Origin of the sequence: Mucilaginibacter limnophilus (assembly GCF_004005815.1) — a bacterium.
GTDB lineage: Bacteria > Bacteroidota > Bacteroidia > Sphingobacteriales > Sphingobacteriaceae > Mucilaginibacter > Mucilaginibacter limnophilus.
Window position 1 is genome coordinate 54,988 of record NZ_SACK01000004.1, and the last position, 25,482, is coordinate 80,469.

Here is a 25,482-nt window from a genome sequence, read left to right on the forward strand (position 1 = left end):
ATATAAGATTACGCCAAATTACTTAATACGAAATTATTAAGTGCAGCTAAATTGTGCACAGCATCGCCCATGGTATTGTTAAAATATGCATAAACGGTTTTACCTTCGGCCAGCCAGTCGGTTATATAACTTGCATACTCTGCCAAGAAATCATCTGCATAGCTGCCCCTGTAACCACCCTGAGGACCATGGAAACGCAGGTAAATAACATCGCTTGAAGTTACTACCATTGGCGCGGCAGATGCAGGCAGATCATGCAGTACCATACTGCAGTTATAATTTTCCAGCATTTCGTATGTCTCATCCCTGTACCAGCTGCGGTGCCTGAATTCAACCGCTATTTTCCATGAATTTCCAGGATCAACCTCGTGCACTGCTTGTATAAGCGTCTCCACGTTTAACCGCCTATCATAAGCTAATTTTGGCGGGAATTGGATCAGTAGACAGCCCTTTTTATCGCCGGCTGCATCAAGTACCTGCATAAACCGATCTATATCCTCTGTGCGAAAGTTTAGTTCTTTGACATGGGTGATCTCTTTCCACAGCTTGAAGGTGAATTTGAAATTAGAAGATACGCTTTCCGCCCACTTTCTGATGGTCGCCGCCTGCGGAACTTTGTAAAATGAACTGTTTATTTCTATACTGTTAAACAAGTACGCGTAGTACTCAAGCCTGCTTTTGTCTTTAAATTGAGGTGGATAGAATTGTTTATTGGGCACAGGCAAAGCCAGTCCGCTTGTGCCGCTGTAAAATGAAGGATTGTCATTGGTCATAATTATTGTCTCTCTCCTGGCATAACTCTATCAGCACACCATTAGCGGTTTTAGGATGCAAAAAACAAACCAGTTTGTTATCAGCACCCGGCTTAGGTTTATCGTTCAGCAAGATAAACCCCTCGCCTTTTAACCGTTCCATTTCGGCTTTAATGTCATCTACCTCAAAGGCTATGTGATGTACTCCCTCTCCTTTCTTATCAATAAACTTGCTTATGGCACTATCAGGCGATGTGCCCTCAAGCAGTTCTACCTTGTTCGGCCCCGACTGTAAAAAAGCAGTTTTTACAAACTCAGAGGCAACCTGTTCCACCTTATAAACGTTAGTATTAAGCAGCTTTTGGTATATGCTGCTTGCTGCTTCAAGGTTACTTACGGCAATGCCGATATGTTCTATTTTGTTCATGGTTGTTTTTATAGTCCGAAAGTCCGCATATGTCAGAAAGTCCGGGAGTTCCGTTTTTAGAAAAGTTGGTGTTATGAATGTAACGTGTAATACTGTTTCCGTCTTTCGGACTTTACGACCTTCGGACTTACGAACTAAAATTCTTTAAAAAGTGACCAAAATCATGACAGTTTTTGAACAATTTTAAATAATTTATTTGTATATCTTTGTATTGATAAACACACACTATGGACTTACCTATTTATTTAGATAATAACGCAACTACCCCAATGGATCCGCGGGTGCTTGAGGCTATGCTGCCTTACTTCACCAACAAATTTGGTAACGCTGCCAGCCGTAACCACGCGTTTGGCTGGGTGGCTGAAGAAGCTGTTGACTATGCCCGCGAACAAGTGGCTAAAATAATTGGAGCAACCGAAAAGGAAATCATCTTTACTTCAGGCGCTACCGAGAGTGACAACCTTGCCATTAAGGGTGTGTTTGAAATGTATAAAGACAAAGGAAATCATATTATAACTGCTGTAACCGAGCACAAAGCCGTTTTAGACGCATGTAAACACGTTGAAAAAATGGGTGGTCGCGTTACTTACCTTCCTGTTAAGGAAGATGGCCTGGTTGACCTTGAGTTACTTGAACAAAACATGACCCAGGAAACCATACTGGTATCTATCATGTATGGTAACAACGAGATTGGCGTTATTCAGCCGGTGAAAGAAATTGCTGCTATAGCACACAAATATGGCGCCCTGTTCATGACAGACGCTACCCAGGCGGTTGGTAAAATACCGGTTGATGTTAATGCTGACGGTATTGACCTGCTGGCTTTATCAGCACATAAAATGTACGGTCCTAAAGGTGTAGGCGCGCTTTACGTTCGTCGTAAAGGTCCGCGTGTTAAGGTTACTGCACAAATGGACGGTGGTGGCCACGAGCGCGGTATGCGTTCAGGTACATTGAATGTACCAGGCATTGTTGGCTTAGGTAAAGCTTGCGAAATAGCCCGTGAAGAAATGGCATCTGAAGCATTGCGCCTGTCATCACTTCGTGATAAACTGGAAGCATCATTAACCGAACTTGAAGAAAGCTATGTTAACGGTAACAAACAATACCGCTTACCGCACGTAGCAAACATTTCTTTCAAATATGTTGAGGGTGAAGGTTTGATGATGGCGATGAAAGACCTTGCTGTATCATCAGGCTCTGCCTGTACTTCGGCTTCGTTAGAACCGTCATACGTTCTTAAAAGCTTAGGTTTGTCAGACGATCTGGCACACTCTTCGATACGTTTTGGCTTAGGCCGCTTCACTACCGAAGAAGAAGTTGATTACGCTATCGAGGTAACTAAAAAAGCGGTTAACCACCTTCGCGAGCTTTCACCACTATGGGAAATGTTTAAAGAAGGTATCGACCTGAACTCAATTGAGTGGGCAGAACACTAAGATTTTAATTTCGAATTTCGGGAGCAAAATAGAATTTAGTATTTAGAGATTAGAATTTAAAGACATAAGACAATGGCATATTCAGATAAAGTAATTGATCATTACACCAACCCGCGCAACGTGGGTACATTAGATAAAAGCAGCCACAAAGTAGGTACCGGTCTTGTAGGTGCCCCTGAGTGCGGCGACGTAATGCGTTTGCAAATTGAAGTTGATGACAACAATGTTATCACCGACGCAAAATTTAAAACCTTCGGCTGCGGCTCGGCTATCGCGTCGTCGTCGTTAGCTACAGAGTGGCTTAAAGGCAAAACCATTGACGATGCAATGGCTATAGACAATATGGATATTGTTGAAGAGCTGGCATTGCCGCCGGTAAAAATCCACTGCTCGGTACTGGCCGAAGACGCTATTAAAGCGGCTATTAACGACTACCGTGTAAAAAACGGTTTAGAGCCAATTGAGCTGGAAAAATCACACCATTAAGAGCAGAGTCAAGAGCCAAGAATTAAGAACCAAGAAATAAACTGGTTTAAATTTTGATGGCTATATCTTGATTCCTGATTCTTAACTTTTGAATCTATTTAAAAATGGTTACAGTAACTGATAAAGCGAAAGATAAAATAAACCACCTGATGCAGGACGCCGGGCTTGATGCCTCGTATTTTCTGCGGGTATCGGTACAGGGTGGCGGTTGCTCGGGCTTATCATATAATTTGGATTTTGATAACGAAGAGAAAAAAGGCGACCAATTTTTTGAAGATAAAGGTGTACGCATGGCGCTTGACATGAAATCGTTCCTTTACCTGGCCGGCACTGAACTTGACTTCTCAGACGGGTTGAACGGAAAAGGCTTTAACTTCCATAACCCTAACGCAAGCCGCACCTGCGGTTGCGGCGAAAGCTTTTCGGTATAAGGTATCTGACGCTATGATATAGAGAAGCCGCTTTTAAGTGGCTTTTTTTATGAACTACTCTACCCTCTGCTTGGAGAGTACTGTAATACATTATATCATTTATACTCTATTTTTAGAAAAGTTGGAGCGGGGCTAATACACGTCTATCACCTGTCCTGTAATACCGCCAAATATACTCCGCACATAACCCGCCGTTACTCTGTCCATGGTAACCGGAACCGCACCCGGAAATACAGGGAAATAATGCGGTGAATCAATCACCACACCCGGACTCACAACATTAACACGTACACCGTCTTCCAATTCAATAGCGGCTCCTTTAACAAAGGCATTTAAAGCGCCATTGATTAATGTTACGTTACTGAAATTTAAAAACGGTTCGGTTGCCAGCAAGCCTGACGTAAGTGTAAAAGAACCTTTAGCGTTAATATAATGCTGACCGATCAGCACCAGGTTTACCTGCCCTAAAAGCTTATTTTCTATCCCCTTTTTATAATCAGCGGGCGTTGCGTCTTTAATCAATCCAAAGTGCCCTGAACCTGTAGTGCTTATTAGTGCGTCGAAACTTCCTACCTGTTTGTAGAACGCTTCTATTGATTCAGGCGAGGTGATATCAACCTGCAGATCGCCGCTTTTTGAACCGGCGGTAACTATCTCATGATCTGTCTTCAAAGCCTCAACTACTTTTTTGCCTATGGTGCCTGATGCACCTACAATTATTATTTTCATTGTGATATTAATTATTTAGCAATCTTAAATATTACTGAAACAAGTGTTATCATTTAAAAGTCAGGCATGAGAAAGATATCGTCGGAATTTTGTAAAATAAAAATTAGCTTTGTTTACTGATTGATAACCTGAATTAATGAATTTCGAGAATAAAGTTTCAACTGTTCCCGGTTTTATACGCAATATAGTAGTTAACATTCACCCGGAAACGCATCCATTTTTAAGTCATAAAGTAAAGGATACATGGGTTGACATTACATATAAAGAAGCTATTGAAAAGATCGATGCTATATCGGCATGGCTGCTGCACATCGGCATACAAAAAGGTGATAAGCTGGCATTGATCATCGAGAACGGTCCGGATTATATTTATTATGATCAGGCATTACAGCAAATTGGTGCGGTAAACACATCTATCTACCCTACCCTTAGCGAGGCGGATATGGAATATATCCTGAATGATTCGGGCGCGCGCACAATTTTGGTAGGCAATCCTTTTCTGTTTAAAAAAGTACTTAAAATCGCTAACAATTGCCCGGCGTTGATACGCGTTATCCCGGCGTTTGACGATCACGAAAAACATATCAACAGCGCCGTTAACGCTAATATTGTAAGCTTAAAACAGGTCGCTGAAGAGGGACTTACTCTAATTGACCAGTACCGCTCAGCAATTACAACCAGTCGAGAAGCCATACTGCCGTCAGATCTTTCCTGCCTGATTTATACATCAGGTACAACCGGTATTCCTAAAGGTGTAATGCTAACCCATTACAATCTTACCACCAACGTTTGGGCCAGTTTAATACAGATCACTGTGGTGGATAAGGATGATGTTTTCCTGTCGTTCCTGCCACTGTCGCATGTGTTTGAGCGGACAGCAACTTATCATATTTGCCTTGCTGTTGGCTGTAAAATTGCTTTCGCGCAAAGCCTCGACTTGCTTGCCCGCAATATGGGCGAGGTACGCCCGACGGTGATGAATTGCGTACCACGACTGCTCGAGCGAATACAGGACAGGGCTATGAAATCGGGCACCGCGGGTGGTGGTTTTAAAGCTAAGATATTTACATGGTCGTTGGGTATCGGGCGGAAGTTTCGTGAAACCAACGAAGCAGGCAAAACGCCGGGCATTGTGCTTTCGGTTCAAAATAGAATAGCCGAAAAACTGGTATTCAATAAGATAAAAGAGAAAACCGGCGGCAGGCTGAAATTCATGATCTCTGGTGGCGGCGCACTACCTAAAAACGTAGGTGAGTTTTTCGGCGACCTTGGTATAAAAGTTTTAGAAGGCTATGGCCTTACTGAAACATCACCGGTGATGAGCGTGAATGAGCAGGACAGGCAGGTATATGGCACCGCAGGCCGTGTTATACCGGGTATTGAAGTAGGCATACAAAATATCGACACCAAACAGATTTACACTATACAAACCCACGAAAGCTTTAAGCCGGATTTCCAGAGTGAGGAAGGCGAGATAATTGTGCGCGGGCATTGCGTAATGAAGGGCTACTGGAACAAACCGGAAGAAACCGCCGTTGCCATTGATGCTGACGGCTGGTTTCATACAGGTGATATTGGCCGCTTTTATAAAGGTAATATTCAGATAACCGACAGGCTGAAAAACATGCTGGTAAACGCCTATGGCAAAAACGTTTATCCTACTCCGGTGGAGAACACCTACCTAAAAAGCCCCAAAATTGAAGGCGTATTTTTAATTGGCGATAAACGTGAGCACATTACAGCCATCATCATACCCAACAAAGAATCGCTTCAGGAACAATTCAATTTAAAAGAAGAGTTTTTTGAACGTCCGGAAGTATTTATTGACGACAAGGAAATAAACCAATGGATAGGTCAGGACATCCGCAAATTATCAAATGAACTGGCTAAGTTTGAGCGCATAAAAGCTTTTAAAGTAAAGCGTAAGCCATTCAGCATGGAAGATGGTGAGATCACGCCTACCCTTAAAGCTAAACGCAAAGTGATTGAGAAGAAATATGCTGATGTGATTGACGAGCTTTATCTGCAGGAAACTGAGGCGGATTGATATGAAAGATATCGGGATATTACTTTTAGGTCTACTTGTATTTCAAACAAGTTGGGGACAATCTAAAATCTGTGGCTGTCCTGATGACAAGTCGATTATCGAAAGTCCCGCCAATTGTAAAATCGTTAGTCTGCAAAACGGCTCCAAACTTTATTATCAATTTAACTGTGATTCAGTTTGGCTAACATTAGAAAACAATAAGGGATTAAAGAAAATTATTTATAGCATGACCGGTGAGATGTTTCGTGAATTGTACGGAATTAATTACCGGATAGGTTATCAACTTGCAAAAGAGTATAATAAGTATTTACTGTTCAGAACCGGTTGTCCAGCTAACGGACGCTGCAATTTTGTCGTTATAAATAAGCTAAACGGAAAAAAAGTTTTAGAGTTGGGCGAGTTAATTTACGACCATAGTACTAATAAATTTTATCCTTTTGTGATTTATTTTGCAAACCATGATAACCCTCGGCAAATTGTAATACATTATTTGGATACAGCTAAAAAATATGTGTTTTCAGTAAGCAGTATTAGTATTGAAGGTAATTTTCCTGAATATGAGTTTGATGAAGTTTCAGTTAAAAATAATAGGTTAATACTTCGTAAAAATAAAAAGGTTATTGCCATTAATATATTAAAATATCATAGTTGACGATAACCCGCCCCTTTGCAGGTGTTCCACCTGCAAACGCATTAGTATTACCTTTGCGCTATGCACTATATCGACTTTTCTACCTGGAAACGCAAGGAACATTTTGAATTTTTCAGCAGCTTTGACGAGCCGTTCTATGGCGTTACTGTTGACCTTGACTGTACTGCTGTTTACCGCACTGCCAAAGCAAACAGGTATTCTTTCTACCTGTATTACATGCACAAAATACTTACAGCGGTTAACGCGACAGAAGCTATGAGGTATCGTATAACAGATGACCACAGAATTGTTGTATATGATACCATAAGCGTTAGCCCTACGATCGGTCGTGAAGATGGCACTTTTGGCTACAGCCGTTTTAACTATGATACTGATTTTAATGAATTTGCCGCTGCGGCAATCAAAGAAACGGAACGTATAAAGGCGCTTGACGGATTAGGCTATCTTTGCCCCGATAAGGACGTGATACATTTTTCGGCATTGCCATGGATAAAGTTTACAGGCATTAGTCATGCTCGCAGCTTTAAGTTTCCCGATAGTATGCCGAAAATTTCAGTAGGAAAGGTGTCCACCGCTGCTGATGGTAAAATGATGATGCCTATATCAATACATGTGCATCATGGTCTGGCTGATGGCTATCATCTGGGGCTTTTTGTGCAAAAGTTGGAAGAGTTGTTCTTAACAGTTTAACCAGGCAGCATTTCTAATAGTCGTTACAATTCTTCACTTCAATTTCTCCACATCATCATTATTAACCCCTCTCCTGTTCTTTTTAACAGCTTCTTTTAGCTTGCCAAAACGGTAATAGAAGTTCAAATGAACTCCGCGTATCAGCACCCGGGTTTGGTACTGCTGCATAAAACCTTCTGTATTAAGTTTGGTGGTTAAGGTTCGGTATTGCGGAAATGGGTTAATCACCGCCAGCATAAACGTTCCCTGCTTCTTAAATACATCCTTACTTACACGTACCGCCGAATAGGTAAAGCTGCTGGTTTCACCTTGCAGGCTAAGCGAACGGCTGTTGTAATTTATATCTGCACTGAGCCGCCAGTTATTGCCGAAACCGTAGCTCCAATTACTGGTGAAGTGTCCTTGCATGCCTTTATTGCTGTAAGGGTTGCCATTAACTAAGCCGTCCATCCACAGGTAAGCAAGTCTTCCGCCAAAGTTAACGCTCAGCTTTTCAGTTATAGGGTAATTAAAATTTATATCAGCGCCAATATTGTCGTTCTTACCCAGGTTTTGGTAGCTCGACCTGCTGATGGAATCAGCACCCAAAGCAACCACGTTTTGTATAGTATTATCGGCAAATGAATAGCTAATACCGCCAACAAAAGTACCTTTACCAAACTTACTGTAGTTCAATTCAAAGTTATGGTTTAGTACCGGTTTCAAATCTGGATTGCCCGAGGTGTAAAACACCGGATTGCTGGTATTTACAAAAGGATTAAGCTGCCAGATGTTAGGCCGCTGTATCCGTTGCGTATATCCAAAATTTAAGTTTCCTGCATTTTTAAATTTGTGCAGCAGTGCTACTGAAGGTATCAGTTTATTATAACCTGTATTAAAATCTATACCGCTGGTTGTAAAATCAGCGTCTATTACTGTACGTTCCAAACGTAAGCCGGCTTTAAGGGAATTTTTTTCGTTCACTTTATACTCATATGAATTGTAAAAAGCATATACCTTTTGCAGGTAATCAAACTTATCAGCAACTACATTTTCTGGCAATATTGCACCATTATTACCCATAAAGGTACGGCTGCTGAAATCACTGTTATTATCCCTGAAAATGGCTTTAAATCCACCTTCGATACTTAATCTCTTTAACGGGTGCACAAAATCAAGCTGGGCCGTTTGTTCAAGTGAAGCGGCTTTATTTAATTGATTCAATATGTTATTATCATTATAAAAAACATTGGCGGTAGCAATGTTCATGATATTCTGGTCGGTTGCAGCCCACATGTATTTATACGAGGCAGAAAGTAGTCTGTCCTTATTATTCTTGAAGCCTAATTGGTAATTCACCCCCAAGTCCAGCGCGTCGCGGCTGTAATCGTCGGTATTGTCTAAAAGGTACGTATTGCCGTTATCTATATTGTTTGTGATAACAGACATCTCACCTTTGCGGTCAATGTACTCGGGGTAATAACCAATGTTGGCTGTCAGCAGGTTAAGAGAGTCTATCTCAAAACTGAGATCAGTTGTGATATACAAGCCCTTCCCGGAATTATTGTTATTGTTTTTGCCTCGTTGCTCTACACGTTGCATAAAAGGCTGTGTGCTTTCGCGGACATTTGTAAAATTCAGATCGGGGCCGTTGCGGATAAACCCCTCGGCATAAACAACCGCTCCAAATTTCCCTTTTTTAACGTTCAGGTCCGTCCATGTGCCGTGGCTTTCATAAGTGATATAATACAACCCGACATCGCCGTTATAACCTTCATCAGTGCGCTGGTTGGTTATGATATTGATGATACCTGCCAAACCTTCGCTTTCGTACCTGGCAGGCGGCGTTGTGATCACTTCTACAGATTTAATATTCCCTGCGCGCATACTGCGTAGGGCGTCACGCGGGTTACGCGTCATCAGCCCCGAGGGCTTTCCGTTTATAAGGATCTTATAATCGCTGTTTCCTTTCAAACGGATGTTATCCGCAGCATCAATTGACAGCAAAGGCACCTTGCGCATCATATCCAGCATATTCAGGGTTTTACTGTCGGGGTCGGCCTGTATGTCATACGTAATCCGGTCAACATCCTGCCGTACTATCTGTCTCATTGCGGTTACCTGTACCTCGCTTAGTTGCTTGCTTTGCGAAGAAAGCGATATGGTACCCAGATTAAAATTTCCGCTTACATTCAACCGGATGGATTTGCTGCCATATCCAACATATAAAATGTGCAGCATGTACGTCCCGCTAACTATTTTATCCAGAATAAAAGAGCCGTCAGTTTTGGAATAACCTGCTTTCATCGGATCACCATTAGTTTTGTCGAGACTGACTGTAACATAATCAACAGGCTTGTTTGTGGCCGAATCTATTACACGGCCTTGTATTGTATAAGTATCCGAAGTTTGGGCGAAGACCGCCTGTGTGACTAATAAAATATGAAATGTTAAACAATGGTAAATGTATCTCATGGCTTGAGCAAAATGGTTTAATTGTAATTGGTTGATGTAATAATACGGCTAAAGTTTGTATGTACAAACTATTCTCCAGAGAAAAAACAGGTAAATTGTTTTAGTTGCCGTAGTCCAATTCTTAACGCAAACTGCTCACATCTCCAACTAAAACGCTATTTTTGCAGCCTTAATAAATCAGGTATTTTATAACATGAGCACCGCCCTATCTGAACAGGAAATTTTACGACGCAAATCATTACAGGAATTACGCGCTTTAGGCATCAACCCGTATCCGGCCGAGGAATACAAGGTAAATGCCTGGGCAAAGGATATCAATGAGAATTTTAACAACAATCCAGAGGCGTATAAAGAAGTAACGATTGCCGGCCGTATCATGACCCGCCGTATAATGGGCAGCGCCTCGTTCGCCGAACTGCAGGACTCGACAGGCCGTATACAGGTTTACCTGAAACGCGACGACATTTGCCCCGGCGAAGATAAAACGCTTTATAATACCGTATTTAAAAAGCTGCTTGATATAGGCGATTACATCGGTGTTAAGGGTTATGTATTTATTACCCAAACCGGCGAAATTTCGGTACATGTGCAGGAAATGACTGTACTTGCAAAGTCGCTTAAACCGCTACCTGTTGTAAAACGCGACGATGAAGGGCATATTTACGATGGCTTTACCGATCCTGAGTTGCGTTACCGCCAACGCTATGTCGATCTTACTGTTAACCCTGAATACAAACAAATATTCATTAACCGCTCAAAAGTGATCAGCGCTATGCGCGGATATTTTAGCGCGCAAGGATGGATGGAAGTAGAAACGCCCATCCTGCAGGCTGTGCACGGCGGAGCGGCGGCACGTCCGTTTAAAACACATCACAACACGCTTGATATGCCGCTGTTTTTGCGCATAGCCAACGAGTTATATCTGAAAAGACTCATTGTCGCCGGTTTTGATGGCGTGTATGAGTTTGGCAAAATGTTTCGTAACGAAGGTATGGACCGCACTCATAACCCGGAATTTACCGCCATGGAGATATACGTGGCCTACAAAGACTATGTTTGGATGATGGCCATGGTTGAGGAGTGCCTGGAAACGGTCACCAAAGCCGTACATGGTAAAACTACCGTACAGGTTGGCGAAAATCAAATAAACTTTGCCGGTCCGTACGAAAAGCTGTCAATGTATGATTCGATACTAAAATATACCGGCATTGATGTTTCAGCAATGGATGAGGCCGGCTTGCGCAAGGTTTGCGCTGATTTATCGATAGAAGTTGATGATTCTATGGGTAAAGGCAAACTTATTGACGAGATATTCAGCGCAAAAGTTGAAGCGCACCTGATACAGCCTACTTATATTACCGACTACCCTATTGAAATGACGCCGCTTGCTAAAAAGCACCGCAGCAAAGATGGCTTAGTTGAGCGTTTCGAGTTGTTTGTAAATGGCAAAGAAATAGCCAACGCTTACTCGGAACTGAACGACCCTATCGATCAGCGTGAGCGTTTTGAAGAGCAGTTGTTACTTGCCGGTCGTGGAGACGAAGAAGCCATGGCCATGGACGACGACTTCCTTCGCGCGTTAGAATACGGCATGCCGCCAACATCAGGTCTGGGCATAGGTATCGACAGACTTGTGATGATGCTTACCAATCAAAGCACCATACAGGAAGTATTGTTCTTCCCGCAAATGCGCCCCGAAAAGAAATCAAAAATTTCTACGCTTGATGATTTTGTTAATATTGGCGTACAACCTGAATGGGTACCCGTTTTAAATAAAATGGGTTTTAACACTATTGAAGAGTTAAAAGCAGCCAACCCGAACAAAGTTTATAACGACATGGGCGGTATGCGCAAAAAGTTAAAACTTGATATCGCCATGCCTTCGAAAGAAGAGGTGATGAAGTGGTTTGAATAAAAAAATTGTTCATTACATATCAAAATGGGCAACCTTACCAGGTTGCCCATTTTGTTTTATACAATTTTATAATAGGGCGTTGTTAAGTAAAAAGTTTTTCACAACCACTGTTAATAATTTCTTAACGAAATCATAAAAGAAAGCAAACTTTCGTATTAAAACAGTTGTTTAGTTTTATAGTTAAATACTGTATAATACAAATTTTATGACAAGCTCTATAGTTGAAATAACAGAAAACGAATACCTGATCAAACTAAACAGGGAAATATTTGATCTGTCGGTAATCAGGAATATATTGAAAATGGTTGAAGTTTCAAGGCCTGCTGAAGATGATTTCGGTTTTGTTGAGAGACATTATACCTCTTCACAAACACACTCATCTGAGCCAAGCTACTTCAGTTCAATAGAAGAAAAATAAAAACGGCCCTTTATTTAAAGAGCCGTTCATTATTTACTTTTTAGAACTGACGGTAACCGCCGCGTACTACTTGTTGCTTATCCATCTGTCCCATCTGCGCTTTCATCATTTTTATCTGATCAGCAAGCAACTTGTTTTTATCATCTTTAGCCGCTTCCTTTAAATACATATCAGCTTCTCGCTTATTGCGTTTGGCCATTGCTATGCCCGCCAGGCTAAGTTTAGCCAATGCGGTGTTGTGCGACATGGTCATGCCCAGTGAAAGGGCTTTCTTAAAGTATTTTTCTGATTTAAGCGGCGCCTTGCGCGATTCAATCAGGCCTATCAGCAGGTTGTAGTAACCATGCTGGTTGCGGTGCAGCTGTTTTTCGTAATCAGTGATCTTCAGCAGCCATTGTTCAGCTTTCTCTGAATTTTCTTTACGCAGAAACCACTGCGCCAGTATCATATTCTCGTTAAAGAAAAAGCTAAGCAGCACTATACCCCCTAACAGAACAACCAGTATTCCCCAGCCCCAGAAACCAAAACCACAAAGGGTTACGCCGGCTCCCATTATTACACACGCTATAATTAAGCGAACAGTATTTGACATAAATTGTAATTACTAAATAGAGCGCAAATATCCGTTTATTTGCAGTCTTAATCAACATATTACTATAATATTTATGGCGATAGATCTGGAGCCTTCGTGGCTGAATATACTGAAAGACGAGTTTGAAAAAGATTACATGATACGGCTTAAACAGTTTTTGAAAGAAGAAAAAGAAGCCGGGCATAAAGTATACCCTAAAGGCAGTGATATTTTTAACGCCTTCAACAAAACGCCGTTCAATAATCTTAAAGTAGTATTGCTTGGTCAGGATCCTTATCACGGGCCGAACCAGGCGCACGGGCTATCGTTCTCAGTGCAAAAGGGTATTAATCCGCCGCCCTCGCTTAAAAATATTTACAAGGAACTACAAAGCGATATTCCGGGTTTTACCATACCCTCGCACGGTGAGCTAACGGAATGGGCCGAACAAGGTGTAATGCTGCTTAACGCCACGCTTACCGTACGTGCAGGAAGCCCGGGCTCGCATCAAAAAAAGGGCTGGGAAATATTTACCGATACTGTCATCAAGACCATATCTGAGCAAAAAGAAGGCATCATTTTTTTGCTGTGGGGGAAGTTTGCGCAAGCAAAAACAGAGCTTATCGAAACCCAAAAGCATCATGTATTAAAGGCTGCCCACCCCTCACCTTACTCTGCCGACAACGGCTTTTTTGGATGCAGGCATTTTTCGAAAACCAACACTATTTTAGAGAAAGAAGGCAAACAACCTATCGACTGGCAGATACATTAAGGTTGGTTAATGGTGAAAAGTGAGTGGTGAGTAGATAAATTTGTTGCTATTATTAGCTCAAGACAGGTGTTGACATCAACAGGGTAAACACCCATCAACACTGTCAACACCAGTCAACACCGTCAACACTGTCAACACCGTCAACACCTGTCAACACCGTCAACACTGTCAAAAATCTGGCACCAAAATAAAAAGCCCCGCGTTACTGCGGGGCCTTTCAATTGTTAATTTATTGGGAATTGTTGTTTTTTAATGATGATTTAAAGCGGCTAACTCTTCCTTTGAAATCGCTTCGTCTTCATTGTGCTTGCGTCCGGCCAGCCTGTCTTTTAAACGGGTGCGTATCAGGTACAAACATGGCACTATAATAAGCGTGATAATGGTAGCGAATGCCAAACCGAAGATCATCGTCCATGACAGCGGGCCCCAGAAGGCTACGTTATCACCACCAAAGTGAATATGCGGCTCAAACGAGGTGAACAGCCCAACAAAGTCGATATTGAAACCAACAGCCAGCGGGAACAAACCAAGTATTGCCGCGGTTGCGGTAAGTATTACCGGGGTCATACGGGTGCGGCCGGCTTCAACCACCGCGTCGTGCAGGCTCATACCTTGCTCAAGAAGCAGGTCGGTAAACTCAACCAGCAATATACCATTACGTACCACCACACCCGCGAGCGCGATGATACCTACACCCGTCATTACGATGGTGATGGTCATGCCGAAGATACTTATACCCAGGAACACCCCTATGATACTAAAGAATATCTCGCTGATGATAATGAACGTTTTACCGAATGAATTAAACTGCATCATCAGGATAACCAGAATTATCATAAAAGAAACACCTAATGCCGATAACAGGAATGTTGCGGCTTCAACCTGGTCTTCCTGACCGCCTCCCTGACGGATGGTTACGCCTTCCGGCTTTTTGAAGTTATTTACCGACTGCAATATCTGCTGGTTAACCTCATTGGCATTAAAGCCCGGTATAACGTTCGAGCCCAGCGTAATCACACGGCGCTGTTGCTTATGTTTGATATTACTGTACGTGTTTTTATACTCAATAGTAGTAAAAGCCGATATAGGCACCTGACGAATAGCTCCACCGGTTGCAAAATCACGGTAGGTGATCTTCAAGTTTCGTATAGCGTCAATATCATGGCGCTGGGCTTCCATGGCCTGTACGTTTATTTCGTAGTTATCCTCTGTAGTATTCCTAAAATCAGCAGCTTTAGCACCGTATATGGTAGCGCCTAATGTCTTTGTGATTTGATCGGTGTTGATACCTTCACGGTTAGCGCGCTCCCTGTCAACAGTAAACACAATTTGGGGCTTGTTATCCTGTACGTCGGGTATTAGTTCTTCAATACCACCGATATTTTGCTTTATCAGGAAGTTTTTCAAACGTGTAGCCGTTTTTGTTAACGTATCCAAATCATCACCGGCTATCTCAATACTGATATCTTTTTGCGTTGGCGGGCCACCGTGCTCCTGCGCTACAGAAATTTGCGCGCCCGGTACAACACCGGTTACCGCTTTACGGATATTAGCCAGCACAACTTTAGTGCTTTTGCCCTCGCGCTCACCAAATTTTACAAATGCTACCGCTATTTTACCCCTGTTTGGATAAGAGCCCTGATCTTCATCCTGCGGGTCGGTTACGCCAACAGTTACGTTCGAGATGATTGATTTAACCAGATCTTTATCCGGTTCAACAGCATCAGCCACACGCTGCTCAAGCTTACGTGTCACCTCGTTGGTAAATTCCTGGTCGGTACCGGTTGGCAGTGTAATATAAACGTAGGCAAAGTTAGGGTCGGCCTCAGGGAAGAACTCCACTTTTGGCGAACGGATAGCCGTAAACACAATGCTCAGGAAAAACAAACCGATTATACCGGCCAATACCCACCACGGGCTGCGCACAGCTTTTTCAAGCATACGCGCATACCAGTTTTGAAACTTAGGCCATGCGCCGTTTTGGAAACGGTCAATCCACTTAACAAATACAAAGTGGTTAAGCATATACAACACCCATGCAAACACCACGAAGTTACCTAAACCAATGTTGATCAAATAGCCTATCACCGCTATAACAGCCATGATAATAGATACCTTTTTAACCGTTTTATCAAACTTCGGATTATTATGCTCGCCCTCAACATGCGGTTTCATAAAATCAACCGCGAATACCGGGTTAATAATGTAAGCCACAATTAACGATGCCAACAAAGTAATGATCAGCGTAATTGGCAGGAAGAACATGAAATGACCGATCAAACTGTTCCAGAAAGCCAGCGGCACAAACGGTGCAAGGGTTGTCATGGTACCTGAGAATACCGGCAGGAATACCTCACCGGCAGCCATTTTAGCGGCTTTGGCAATAGGCACTTTTCCGTTGTCAAAAATACGGTGTGTATTTTCTATCACCACAATAGCATCATCCACTACTATACCCAGCGCCAGCAGGAACGAGAACAGCACGATCATGTTCAGCGTAAAGCCTATGGCCGGCATCACCAGGAAGGCGATAAAGCACGACAATGGTACTGACAATGCCACGAAAATTGCGTTTGTAGTACCCATAAAGAACATCAGGATAACCGTTACCAGTATAAAGCCGATGATGATGGTATTCACCAGGTCGTTCACGGTAGTACGTGTCTGGTCGCTTTGGTCGCCGGTTACGGTAATGTCAAGTCCGCGCGGAAACTCAGTGCGCTGCTTCTCGGCTATCATCGCGTTTATCTTATCTGATGTCGCGATAAGGTTTTCGCCCGAACGCTTGCTCACGTTAAGCGTGATAACGTTTTTGTAAGCCTTTTGCTCATTAGTTTTCAAACGCGCGTAGCTTTCCTGCTCGGCAAAACCGTCTTTAACCTCAGCAATGTCACGCAGGTAAACAGCGCGGCCGCTTGGGTTACGTATCACCATGGCGGCAACTTCTTCGGCATTCTTAAAATCCTGTCTGATATCAACGCTTCGGCGTACGCCATCCATTTTAATGGTACCGGCAGACGCGATTATGTTTTCACCACCAACAGCTGTTATAATATCATTATAACTTACCTGCGCGGCGGTCATCTTATTCATATCAACGTTGATCTCAATTTCAGGTTTTAAAGCACCTACTAATTCAACTTTTGATATCTCTTTATAACTTTCAATCTCATCTTTCAGATTATCGGCATACTCTTTCAATTTTTTCAGGTCGTAATTACCCGAAAGGTTGACATATAGTATGGGCAGGTCGGCAACGTTAATGTCTGATATACTTGATTCTTTCAAGTTATCATCATTTTGAGGCAAATCGGGCTTCGCTTTATCAACCGCTTCTTTTACATCCTGTTTAGCATCCCGTATATTAACATTCGCGTTAAACTCGGCAGTTATTACCGATACGTTTGGCAGCGAGTTAGATGTAACCTTTTTTAGGCCTTTAAGTGATTTTAACTGCTTTTCTATTTGGCGGGTAACTAACAGCTCAATATTCTCGGGCGATTGGCCAAGGTACTGCGTTTGCACAAACACTTTAGACTGCGCAATGTCCGGAAAGTTCTCTTTCGGCAGGTTAATATAGCTTAACAAGCCTAACAGTGTTATAATAAACACCATTGCATATATTGCCGTTTTATTATCTATGGCCCAACTGGATGGTCCAAATTGTTTTTCAACATCTTTCATAACAGAAAGGAATTTTTTTATGTGATAGATTTTATATGCCTTGCAGTACTTTTACTTTGTCGCCGTCTTCCAAATCAGCAGCGCCTTCAACTATTACAAGGTCGCCCGTCTGCAGGCCTGATACTATTTCAGCACGACCGCCTGATACATTGCCCTGCTTTACATTCTTTTGTTTTGCAACACCGTTCTGGTTAACATACACGTAATCGCCGTTCTCTGATTTTTGTATAGCTTTAACCGGCACGGCAATAGCATTAGCTTTGGTGTAATCGGCAATTTTTAGTACCGCTGTCATATTCGGCCTTAATGTATTACGCGATGGCAGCTTTACCTCAATTGGAAAACTCCTTGATACCGGATCGATAGCCTTTCCTGCAAAGGTTACACTAGTAGTAACTGAGTCATTTGCATCGGGTATTAAAATTTTCACCTTGTTACCGGTGCTTACGCTTGAAGCGTATGATTCCGGTACATTAGCTTTTACTTTTAGATTTTTATCATTAACAATACCAATTCCTGATAAACCCGGACTAACAGATTCACCAAGTTTGAGGTCCATTTGCTCAATAGTGCCGTTTATAGGCGATTTTATACTATATAAAGCCGATTGCTGACGCAATGCAGACAGTTGTTTTTCAGTGCTCTGCAAATTGGTTTGTGCCTGTAAAAACTGCACTTCAGTACCAATCTTTTGATCCCACAGATTTTTTTGGCGTTGATATAAGCTACGTGCTAAAGTAACTTGTGCTTCGGCCTGGCCAATTTGCTGTACTAACACACTATTGTCTAACTGTACAAGCTTTTGGCCTTTGCTTACACGTTGTCCCGGCTTTACATAAATAGCTGTAATAACACCTGCTGCCTGCGGAAATGCGGTAACGTTCTCTTCAGCATCAATTTTACCCTGTATTTCTACATAGTTGCTAAACTGGCCTGTTTCAACTTTATAAACGGTTACATCAAGCACCTTGCCCGAGTCGTTGGTACCAATTTCGGCTTGCAGTTTGGCAATTTTCGCGTTCAGCTCAGCCTGCTGCTTTTGCAGCTCGGCCAGCTCGGCTTTTTTATCTTTCGGTTTATTGCCTCCGCATGATGCCAGGAACAATAGGGCGGCTATGTATAATAAATTTTTCATTTGTGTGATTATGTATATTATATGTTGTGATTGATCTTATTGTATGCGTCCGTATGCTTTGTCAAGGTCAACCTTGCTTACCAAAACATTATATAAAGCTTGTATATATTGATCATTAGCCTGCTCTAAAGCTGTTTGCGCCTGAGATACCTCGATGCTTGAGCCCACGCCCTGCTGGTATTTTATGCGTGATACGCGAAGAACCTCCTGTGCAAGAGCCTGGTTACTTTTTTGACTGTTGAGCGATTGTATGCTATTAGCATAAGTAACATTAGCGGCGTTAGCCTGAAGTTTAAATCCATTTACCGCGTTGCTTAATTCGTTTTTTGCTTTTTCAACATTAATTTGCTTTTGGCGCAGTTGATTTAAGCGTAAGCCACTACTAAAAATTGGCACGTTAAGGCTTAAACCTATATAACTGTTCGGAAAGCTGCGGTCAAATAAATAACGCAAATGGTTTTCCTGGAACACATAGTTAACACCGCCGTTTAATGATAACGATGGTAAAAATTCGGCCTTTTTGCTTTTAACGTCCAACTCGTTAAGGGTAATGTTGGTTTCCAGCAATTGATATTCTATACGATTACGATAAAAACCTGTGTCAGCAGTGCTTTGTATCTGCTGAGTTAGTTTAACATCTTCAAGTTTATCAGTAAGTGTAAGCTGGTCTTCAACAGGCATGCCCATTTGGAATTTAAGCATCTGGTTGGCAAGATCAAGCGAACGAAATGCATTTTCACGATTTGTTACCAGGTTGTTATACTGCACTGTTAAACGGTCAACATCGATCTTTTCAACAAAGCCCTGCTTGTTTTGCGCCGATGTTTCATCAAGCTGCTGTTTTAACTGTTTGATATTAGCATCAAGTAATCTTATTTGCTCAGTATTTACCAAAAATTGGTAGTATGCCTTGGTAACGGCCACATTGGTTTCAATTTTTGAGCGCGAAAAGTTGCGGTTAGACAGCTCTCTAAATGTTTTTACCGCTTGCAACCCCACAATGAAAGTACCGCTGAACAATAATTGAGTAGCCTGTACCGAAAAAACACTGGTTGTACGGATTGGGCCAAAAGGAAATACCGTTACCGGCGCATCCTTGTCGATATTGGCCGGATCAAATGGATTATCCGGGTTTGGCGGGTTTTGCTTAAACGTTGGTCCAACTGCTACTGGAGGTTTAAAATAATACTGAAATGATGCTGAACCATTTATTTGTGGCAAACCGGTAGCAATGGTTTCTTTAACCTGATAGTTTGCACTTTTAATACTTAAAGCAGCATTTTTCATAGAATCATTATGCTGATAAGCATAATTGATAGCGTCCTGGAGGCTAAAGCTATAGCTTTGCGGCGTGCGCGGCGGACTTTGCTGCGCAAAACCGTTAAGCGCGAAAAGGCTTAGCAGTGTAATAAAAAATATATTGCGTGTATTCATATATAAATTGTTGTGGTTAATGTTCGAGTGTTTTTGTGATTGAGTTAACTTGTTTACGTATTCATTGGCTTTATCATTACCGCTGCAAAAAAATTATTCGCATTGACAACCCTGTGTCAACAGTGATTTATTTATCATTTAATGCACTTTTGTATTTATCAAGCAGTTTATAGCCTTCGAGCGTACATACACCAAAACAGAAATGCTCTAAAAACTGAAACTGCACCCTCCATGGGTTAAACTCAGCCAGCGGAAACACCTGCGTATTAAAGCCCATTTCTACCTGGCTCACCCGCATGCGCGAAATGATGCGCACGTCAATATCTTCCCGTATATAGCCTTGCTTTTTACCTTTATCCAACAGCACCTCAAGCATATTTACCAGAAAGCCTGCTTTAAATTCCTGAAACAGGTTCCATGCTTCGGGATGGTATTTCTGCATATCATGTATTACAATAGGATTAATGCGGCTGAAGATCTCTTCATTGCACTTCATCATATTGATCATCTCCTCAATCACATTGCCCGATTGCTCAATTATGCCCCGAATCTGGTCTTCATCTTCCTGCAGCTTCTTCTTTACCAGTGCTACCACCAGTTCGTTTTTGTCTTTATAAAATTGGTAAATGGTTTTTTTCGACATACCTAAATGGCGGGCAATGTCGTCCATAGTAACGCTTTTTATCCCGGCCTTTAAAAAAAGGTCTTCGGCACCCACTACTATTCTGTCTTTTTGTTCCATTACGGCACAAAACTATGGAAACATTTTTTGATTTCAAAGTTTCCAATTGATTTTACCATTCGTTTACAATGTGTTAACTCATCGCACTCAATTATCACAACATTCGCACATTAATTTTACCTTTGCAGAAAATTTACCGTATGCAGCTTAACGCTTTATCAGCAATCTCTCCTATAGACGGACGTTATAGAAACATTACAGCACCACTGGCAGCGTATTTTTCAGAATATGCGCTTATTAAATACCGCGTGTTTGTTGAAATTGAATATTTCATTGCCCTGTGCGAGCACCCGTTGCCGCAACTAAAGGATTTTGATAAAAGCTTGAGCGAAAAGCTACGCGATATTTACAAAAATTTCAGCGAAGCTGATGCTGAAAGTGTTAAGCAGATAGAGAAAATTACCAACCATGATGTTAAGGCCGTTGAGTATTTCATCAAGCAAAAGTTCGATGAAATAGGTGGTCTTGACCAGTACAAAGAGTTTATTCACTTTGGACTTACCTCACAGGATATTAACAACACCGCCATACCTTACTCGTTCAAAGTAGCTTTACAGGATGTGTATTATCCGGCTATAACGGAACTGGTTGATACGCTGAAAAGCTACGCCACTGAATGGGAAAACATCCCCATGCTGGCGCATACGCACGGGCAGCCGGCTTCACCAACACGTTTGGGTAAAGAGATACAGGTGTTTGTTGAACGTATCGAGAAACAACTGGTACAATTGCAGCAGGTACCCTATTCGGCGAAGTTTGGCGGCGCTACGGGCAATTTTAACGCACACAATATCGCTTACCCGGCAATTGACTGGAAAGCCTTCGGCAACCACTTTGTGAATGACGTTTTAGGCTTGAGCCGCTCACAATATACCACGCAAATTGAGCATTACGACAATTTCGCGGCACAGTGCGATGCATTGAAACGCATCAACAATATCCTGATCGACCTTGACCGCGACGTGTGGACGTATATCTCCATGAACTACTTCAAGCAGAAAATAAAAGCAGGCGAAGTAGGTTCATCGGCCATGCCTCACAAGGTTAACCCGATAGATTTTGAAAACTCGGAAGGCAACCTTGGCATAGCCAATGCCCTGTTTGAACACCTGGCAGCTAAACTGCCAATCTCACGCCTGCAGCGCGACCTTACCGATAGCACTGTATTACGTAATATTGGCGTCCCTGTAGCACATACACTTATCGCCATAAAATCAACCATAAAAGGATTGGGTAAATTATTGTTAAACGAAGCCGCCATAAACGCACATCTTGAAGCCAACTGGGCGGTAGTTGCCGAGGCTATACAAACCATACTTCGCCGTGAAGCCTACCCTAATCCGTATGAGGCATTGAAGGAACTTACCCGAACCAACTCACAGGTAAACGCAGGAACCATCGCTGCTTTTGTAAAGACGCTGAATGTAAGCGATGAGATTAAAGAAGAAATAAAAGGTATCTCGCCGTTGAATTATACGGGGATATAGCAACATGAAAAAGAAAAGACTTTATTCATACTTAACGTACGTGATGGTTCTTTTCTTCCCTTTTATTGGTTTACTAATAACTAAGAATATTTTTCCTCAAGATATATTGTCTTCAGAAATTGTTCCATGGCTTTTTTGGAATGCTTTGGCCTTTGGTATAGGAGTATATAATTTGTTGCGATATAAAAGGGTATATCTTCAAAATTCTGAATTGTATATATATCCTTTGTATCCCGGCAAACCTAACATAGTAACTAATGATGCGTATATATCGTTAACACAATATCTACCATCACGGTCAAATGGCTTTGGTTACCATGAGTTAATATATAAATCTAAAGATGACAGATATAAATCAGCGATATTTATAAAGCGTGTTTGGATAAGCAGTCTTCATGTATATATCAAAAGGAACTCATAACTTCTTACAGTCACCAACAGGTCATAACTAAATCAGTATATACTACTAATCAAATTCATCATTAAATTTGTTATTAGTTTAAATAGAAACAGAGATGAACATCAACGTATATACCGAAGCCACCCCTAACCCGGCCACTATGAAGTTTATTGTTAACAAACTGCTGATAAACGGCAGTGTTGACTATCCTACTAAAGAAAGTGCCGAGGGTTCAACTTTTGCAAAAGAACTGTATAAATTTTCGTTTGTAAACGGCGTGTTCTTCGCCAGCAACTTTGTCACCGTTACCAAAACCGATGGTACCGACTGGGAAGATATTGAGCCGATACTGAAAGAATTTGTAAAAGGCGCGGTTGAATCAGAGCTTACCGTACGCACCGAAGAGCCTGTAGAAGTAAACTTTGAAGGCAGTGATACTGAAGTAAAAATACAACAAATATTGAACGACTACGTTCGCCCGGCTGTTGAGCAGGACGGCGGCGCCATTGCATACAAATCATTTGAAGAAGGCGTGGTTACTGTTGAGCTTCGCGGCTCGTGCAGCGGCTGTCCATCGTCAACAGTAACACTTAAAGCCGGTATTGAAAACCTGCTTAAACGTATGGTACCTGAAGTACAGGAAGTGGTGAGCGAAGCGCTGTAATTTGATGATTACACTGATTTGAGGTGAGATTTCACCGATATAAAAAAAGCACTGATTTTGAATCAGTGCTTTTTTTATTTAAATGTCATGGTGAACTTGTTTCAGCATCTCTCATGCAAGTAACTGCGCCCAGGTGAGATCCCGAAACAAGTTCGGGATGACCGCAGTGTTCACTAAAAATATTTCTGTATTACCTGCAGCAGCTCACCACTTATTCTACCGTTAGTGGCCATCAACTGCCTCGACTCAATACACTCATCACCGCCGCTGAAGTTTTTTACCTCACCACCCGCCTGGCGTACTATAACGATACCTGCTGCTACATCCCAGGCATTAAGGTTATACTCATAAAATGCCTCAAAACGTCCGGCAGCGGTATAAGCCAGATCGACCGCAGCCGAACCTAAACGGCGCAAACCATGGCAGCTACGCATCAGTTCGGCAAACAGATCGATATAAGCCTGCTGCTTGCCAAAATCATAATACGGGAAACCTGTAGCTATCAGGCTTTTTTCAAGCGAAGGCGTATCGGTTACCCGTATTTCGTTGCCATTCAGGTAAGCCGGGGCGCCCTTCCAGGCATAAAAACATTCGTCAAGACTCACTTCATATATCACACCGGCAACCAGTTCGTCGCCTTCTTTTAAAGCAATGCTGACAGAGTATGGCGGCAAGCCATGTATAAAATTAGTAGTACCATCCAATGGATCTATAACCCAGTTGTAACGCTCTCCTACTTTAGTATTTGTTTTTTCTTCGGTAATGAAACCAGCCTCAGGTAATATTTTTTCCAGTCCTGTAACAAGTTGCTGCTCGGCGGTTTTATCTACGTATGATACCAGGTCGTTTACACCTTTGTATTCAATTTTATCAATGCTAAAGGTCTTTCTTTCCTGCCTGATGAAAGCACCAACCTGTTTAGAAAGCTCAGTAGTTTGCAGTACAATATCTTTCAAATCCATAATTTATGCAGATAGATGTTAATAACCTGATTATGCTACAGCGGCAGAAGACTTTTTATTCTTGCCATTCGCTATAAGTACAATACCAGCTATAACCAATATCAGGGATATAAGTTCGGCTTGTGTGAAAGATATTCCGGCAACATGATATTTTGTATTAACGCGGATCAGCTCGATAAAGAAACGTTCAACACCGTTCAATATCAGGTATATGCCGAAGAAAACACCCGGGCCTTTTATCCTGTCGCGGATGCTCCATAAAAACCAGAACAGCAGCAAACACATAATTACTTCGTAAAACGGTGTAGGGAACACAGGCTCTTTTAACTGTGCACAATATTTACCAATGCAGCCGGGTATTGGTACACCTTCGCCATTCACATTATGCGGATACCTGAATGCCCATACCCAGTCGGGCGCCCAACTTAGCCATCCTGGTTTTGGCGCTAAGTTAGTTATACCCCAGTCGCCGTCACCAGCTAAATGACAACCTATACGGCCAATGGCATACGACAGCATCATACCCGGTCCGCCAATATCAAGCATGGTAAGCGGCCTAATGCGGTGTTTGTGGGCTATATATAATACAGCTGCACCACCGCAAATTAATCCACCATAAAAAGTTAATCCGCTAAAGCCTATCAGCATACCAACCGGATCATTCATAAAAGCATCCCAGTTCTCCAGCGCGTTAAACAGCTTAGCACCTGCAAAACCGGCGATAGCCGCCCAAAGCAGGATATTACCCATTAACTCGTGCGGATGCACTAACACACGCTTGGTAACAGGTTCGGCAAGGCGTTGCTTTTTATTCTCGGCATAAGCCCAGTAGATAAATATCGCCGCGAAGATAATACCACCTACCACATTTCCTCGTGCCGAAAGAATAAATCCTTGCGTATCAGCTACAAGTTCGTTGTAATTTAATGCAGCGTCGAGCAGTTTATATCCTATTATGAAACCGAATATACCGTTGCCAACAATCTCTGCATTTGATAAAGGCTTACCTATAGTAACCGTTTTTTCGAATGGCTTTATCTCACCTTTTGCCTCGCGACGCTTAAATTCCTGTACAAACGCCCAGTAAGCAGCCATAAAAGCCAGGGCCACAAAAAAGCCGAATGTTTGTATGGGTAAAGGGATGTTTAAGCCGGTTAGATAATGTATCAGTTCGGATATGGTAGGAAACAT

The 25,482-nt window shown here is 42.2% G+C and carries 22 protein-coding genes; 11 read left to right on the plus strand and 11 right to left on the minus strand.

Annotated elements, in window-relative coordinates:
• Positions 1-8 precede the first annotated feature (8 nt).
• Together EOD41_RS11190 and mce are read right to left on the minus strand one after the other, a co-directional pair.
• Complete coding sequence (locus tag EOD41_RS11190) at positions 9-773, minus strand: DUF72 domain-containing protein (RefSeq protein ID WP_127704903.1); 765 nt, start codon at positions 771-773, stop codon at positions 9-11.
• Entirely contained in the window at positions 763-1,179 is a 417-nt protein-coding gene (gene mce / locus EOD41_RS11195) for a methylmalonyl-CoA epimerase (RefSeq protein ID WP_127704904.1), read from the minus strand. Before mce ends, EOD41_RS11190 begins: the two co-directional genes overlap by 11 nt.
• 227 nt (positions 1,180-1,406) lie before the next feature.
• On the opposite strand from mce, the gene EOD41_RS11200 reads away from it, so the two are divergent.
• The 3 genes from EOD41_RS11200 (at position 1,407) to EOD41_RS11210 (ending at position 3,535) form a co-directional block, all read left to right on the plus strand.
• Positions 1,407-2,618 carry an IscS subfamily cysteine desulfurase gene (locus EOD41_RS11200; RefSeq protein WP_127704905.1) on the plus strand — a complete coding sequence of 404 codons (1,212 nt, stop codon included), beginning with the start codon at positions 1,407-1,409 and terminating at the stop codon, positions 2,616-2,618.
• A 72-nt stretch (positions 2,619-2,690) separates the two neighbouring features.
• Positions 2,691-3,104, plus strand: coding sequence for a Fe-S cluster assembly scaffold IscU (gene iscU, locus EOD41_RS11205; protein ID WP_127704906.1), 414 nt, complete (start codon positions 2,691-2,693; stop codon positions 3,102-3,104).
• 104 nt (positions 3,105-3,208) lie between these two features.
• Positions 3,209-3,535, plus strand: a complete 327-nt coding sequence (locus tag EOD41_RS11210; protein ID WP_127704907.1) for a HesB/IscA family protein — start codon at positions 3,209-3,211, stop codon at positions 3,533-3,535.
• Positions 3,536-3,667: 132 nt separating this feature from the next.
• On the opposite strand, the gene EOD41_RS11215 is transcribed toward EOD41_RS11210, so the two are convergent.
• Positions 3,668-4,264, minus strand: a complete 597-nt coding sequence (locus EOD41_RS11215) for a short chain dehydrogenase (RefSeq protein ID WP_127704908.1) — start codon at positions 4,262-4,264, stop codon at positions 3,668-3,670.
• A gap of 136 nt (positions 4,265-4,400) precedes the next feature.
• Between EOD41_RS11215 and EOD41_RS11220 the strand changes: the two genes are divergently transcribed.
• The 3 genes from EOD41_RS11220 to EOD41_RS11230 are packed head-to-tail and all read left to right on the plus strand — an operon-like array spanning position 4,401 to position 7,653.
• A complete protein-coding gene (locus EOD41_RS11220; protein ID WP_127704909.1) occupies positions 4,401-6,311 on the plus strand; it encodes an AMP-dependent synthetase/ligase in 1,911 nt (636 codons plus the stop codon).
• A gap of 1 nt (position 6,312) precedes the next feature.
• Positions 6,313-6,963 carry a hypothetical protein gene (locus tag EOD41_RS11225; RefSeq protein ID WP_127704910.1) on the plus strand — a complete coding sequence of 217 codons (651 nt, stop codon included), beginning with the start codon at positions 6,313-6,315 and terminating at the stop codon, positions 6,961-6,963.
• Between the two features lie 60 nt (positions 6,964-7,023).
• Entirely contained in the window at positions 7,024-7,653 is a 630-nt protein-coding gene (locus tag EOD41_RS11230; RefSeq protein ID WP_127704911.1) for a chloramphenicol acetyltransferase, read from the plus strand.
• A gap of 33 nt (positions 7,654-7,686) precedes the next feature.
• Here the strand turns inward: EOD41_RS11230 and EOD41_RS11235 are convergent, their stop codons facing one another.
• On the minus strand, positions 7,687-10,107 hold the full coding sequence (locus tag EOD41_RS11235) for an outer membrane beta-barrel family protein (protein ID WP_127704912.1): 2,421 nt from the start codon (positions 10,105-10,107) through the stop codon (positions 7,687-7,689).
• A gap of 193 nt (positions 10,108-10,300) precedes the next feature.
• On the opposite strand from EOD41_RS11235, the gene lysS reads away from it, so the two are divergent.
• Together lysS and EOD41_RS11245 are read left to right on the plus strand one after the other, a co-directional pair.
• Entirely contained in the window at positions 10,301-12,022 is a 1,722-nt protein-coding gene (gene lysS, locus EOD41_RS11240; protein ID WP_127704913.1) for a lysine--tRNA ligase, read from the plus strand.
• Between the two features lie 205 nt (positions 12,023-12,227).
• Complete coding sequence (locus EOD41_RS11245; protein ID WP_127704914.1) at positions 12,228-12,440, plus strand: hypothetical protein; 213 nt, start codon at positions 12,228-12,230, stop codon at positions 12,438-12,440.
• A 40-nt stretch (positions 12,441-12,480) separates the two neighbouring features.
• On the opposite strand, the gene EOD41_RS11250 is transcribed toward EOD41_RS11245, so the two are convergent.
• Positions 12,481-13,032 carry a tetratricopeptide repeat protein gene (locus tag EOD41_RS11250; protein WP_127704915.1) on the minus strand — a complete coding sequence of 184 codons (552 nt, stop codon included), beginning with the start codon at positions 13,030-13,032 and terminating at the stop codon, positions 12,481-12,483.
• A 73-nt stretch (positions 13,033-13,105) separates the two neighbouring features.
• Here EOD41_RS11250 and ung point away from each other — a divergent pair, with 73 nt between their 5' ends.
• Entirely contained in the window at positions 13,106-13,783 is a 678-nt protein-coding gene (ung, locus tag EOD41_RS11255) for a uracil-DNA glycosylase (RefSeq protein WP_127704916.1), read from the plus strand.
• A 249-nt stretch (positions 13,784-14,032) separates the two neighbouring features.
• On the opposite strand, the gene EOD41_RS11260 is transcribed toward ung, so the two are convergent.
• The 4 genes from EOD41_RS11260 to EOD41_RS11275 form a co-directional block, all read right to left on the minus strand.
• Positions 14,033-17,467 carry an efflux RND transporter permease subunit gene (locus EOD41_RS11260; protein ID WP_127704917.1) on the minus strand — a complete coding sequence of 1,145 codons (3,435 nt, stop codon included), beginning with the start codon at positions 17,465-17,467 and terminating at the stop codon, positions 14,033-14,035.
• Positions 17,468-17,498: 31 nt separating this feature from the next.
• Entirely contained in the window at positions 17,499-18,602 is a 1,104-nt protein-coding gene (locus EOD41_RS11265) for an efflux RND transporter periplasmic adaptor subunit (RefSeq protein ID WP_127704918.1), read from the minus strand.
• A 36-nt stretch (positions 18,603-18,638) separates the two neighbouring features.
• Positions 18,639-20,036 (minus strand): TolC family protein, encoded by a 1,398-nt coding sequence (locus tag EOD41_RS11270; RefSeq protein ID WP_127704919.1) that lies wholly within the window; start codon positions 20,034-20,036, stop codon positions 18,639-18,641.
• Positions 20,037-20,163: 127 nt separating this feature from the next.
• Positions 20,164-20,778: a TetR/AcrR family transcriptional regulator gene (locus tag EOD41_RS11275; RefSeq protein ID WP_127704920.1), complete on the minus strand. Its 615-nt coding sequence runs from the start codon at positions 20,776-20,778 to the stop codon at positions 20,164-20,166.
• Positions 20,779-20,918: 140 nt separating this feature from the next.
• Here EOD41_RS11275 and purB point away from each other — a divergent pair, with 140 nt between their 5' ends.
• Positions 20,919-22,265 carry an adenylosuccinate lyase gene (gene purB / locus EOD41_RS11280; RefSeq protein WP_127705237.1) on the plus strand — a complete coding sequence of 449 codons (1,347 nt, stop codon included), beginning with the start codon at positions 20,919-20,921 and terminating at the stop codon, positions 22,263-22,265.
• Positions 22,266-22,780: 515 nt separating this feature from the next.
• Complete coding sequence (locus EOD41_RS11285; protein ID WP_127704921.1) at positions 22,781-23,329, plus strand: NifU family protein; 549 nt, start codon at positions 22,781-22,783, stop codon at positions 23,327-23,329.
• A gap of 173 nt (positions 23,330-23,502) precedes the next feature.
• Here the strand turns inward: EOD41_RS11285 and EOD41_RS11290 are convergent, their stop codons facing one another.
• Both EOD41_RS11290 and EOD41_RS11295 read right to left on the minus strand, forming a co-directional pair.
• A complete protein-coding gene (locus tag EOD41_RS11290; protein ID WP_127704922.1) occupies positions 23,503-24,291 on the minus strand; it encodes an inositol monophosphatase family protein in 789 nt (262 codons plus the stop codon).
• A 30-nt stretch (positions 24,292-24,321) separates the two neighbouring features.
• Positions 24,322-25,482: a prolipoprotein diacylglyceryl transferase gene (locus EOD41_RS11295; RefSeq protein ID WP_127704923.1), complete on the minus strand. Its 1,161-nt coding sequence runs from the start codon at positions 25,480-25,482 to the stop codon at positions 24,322-24,324.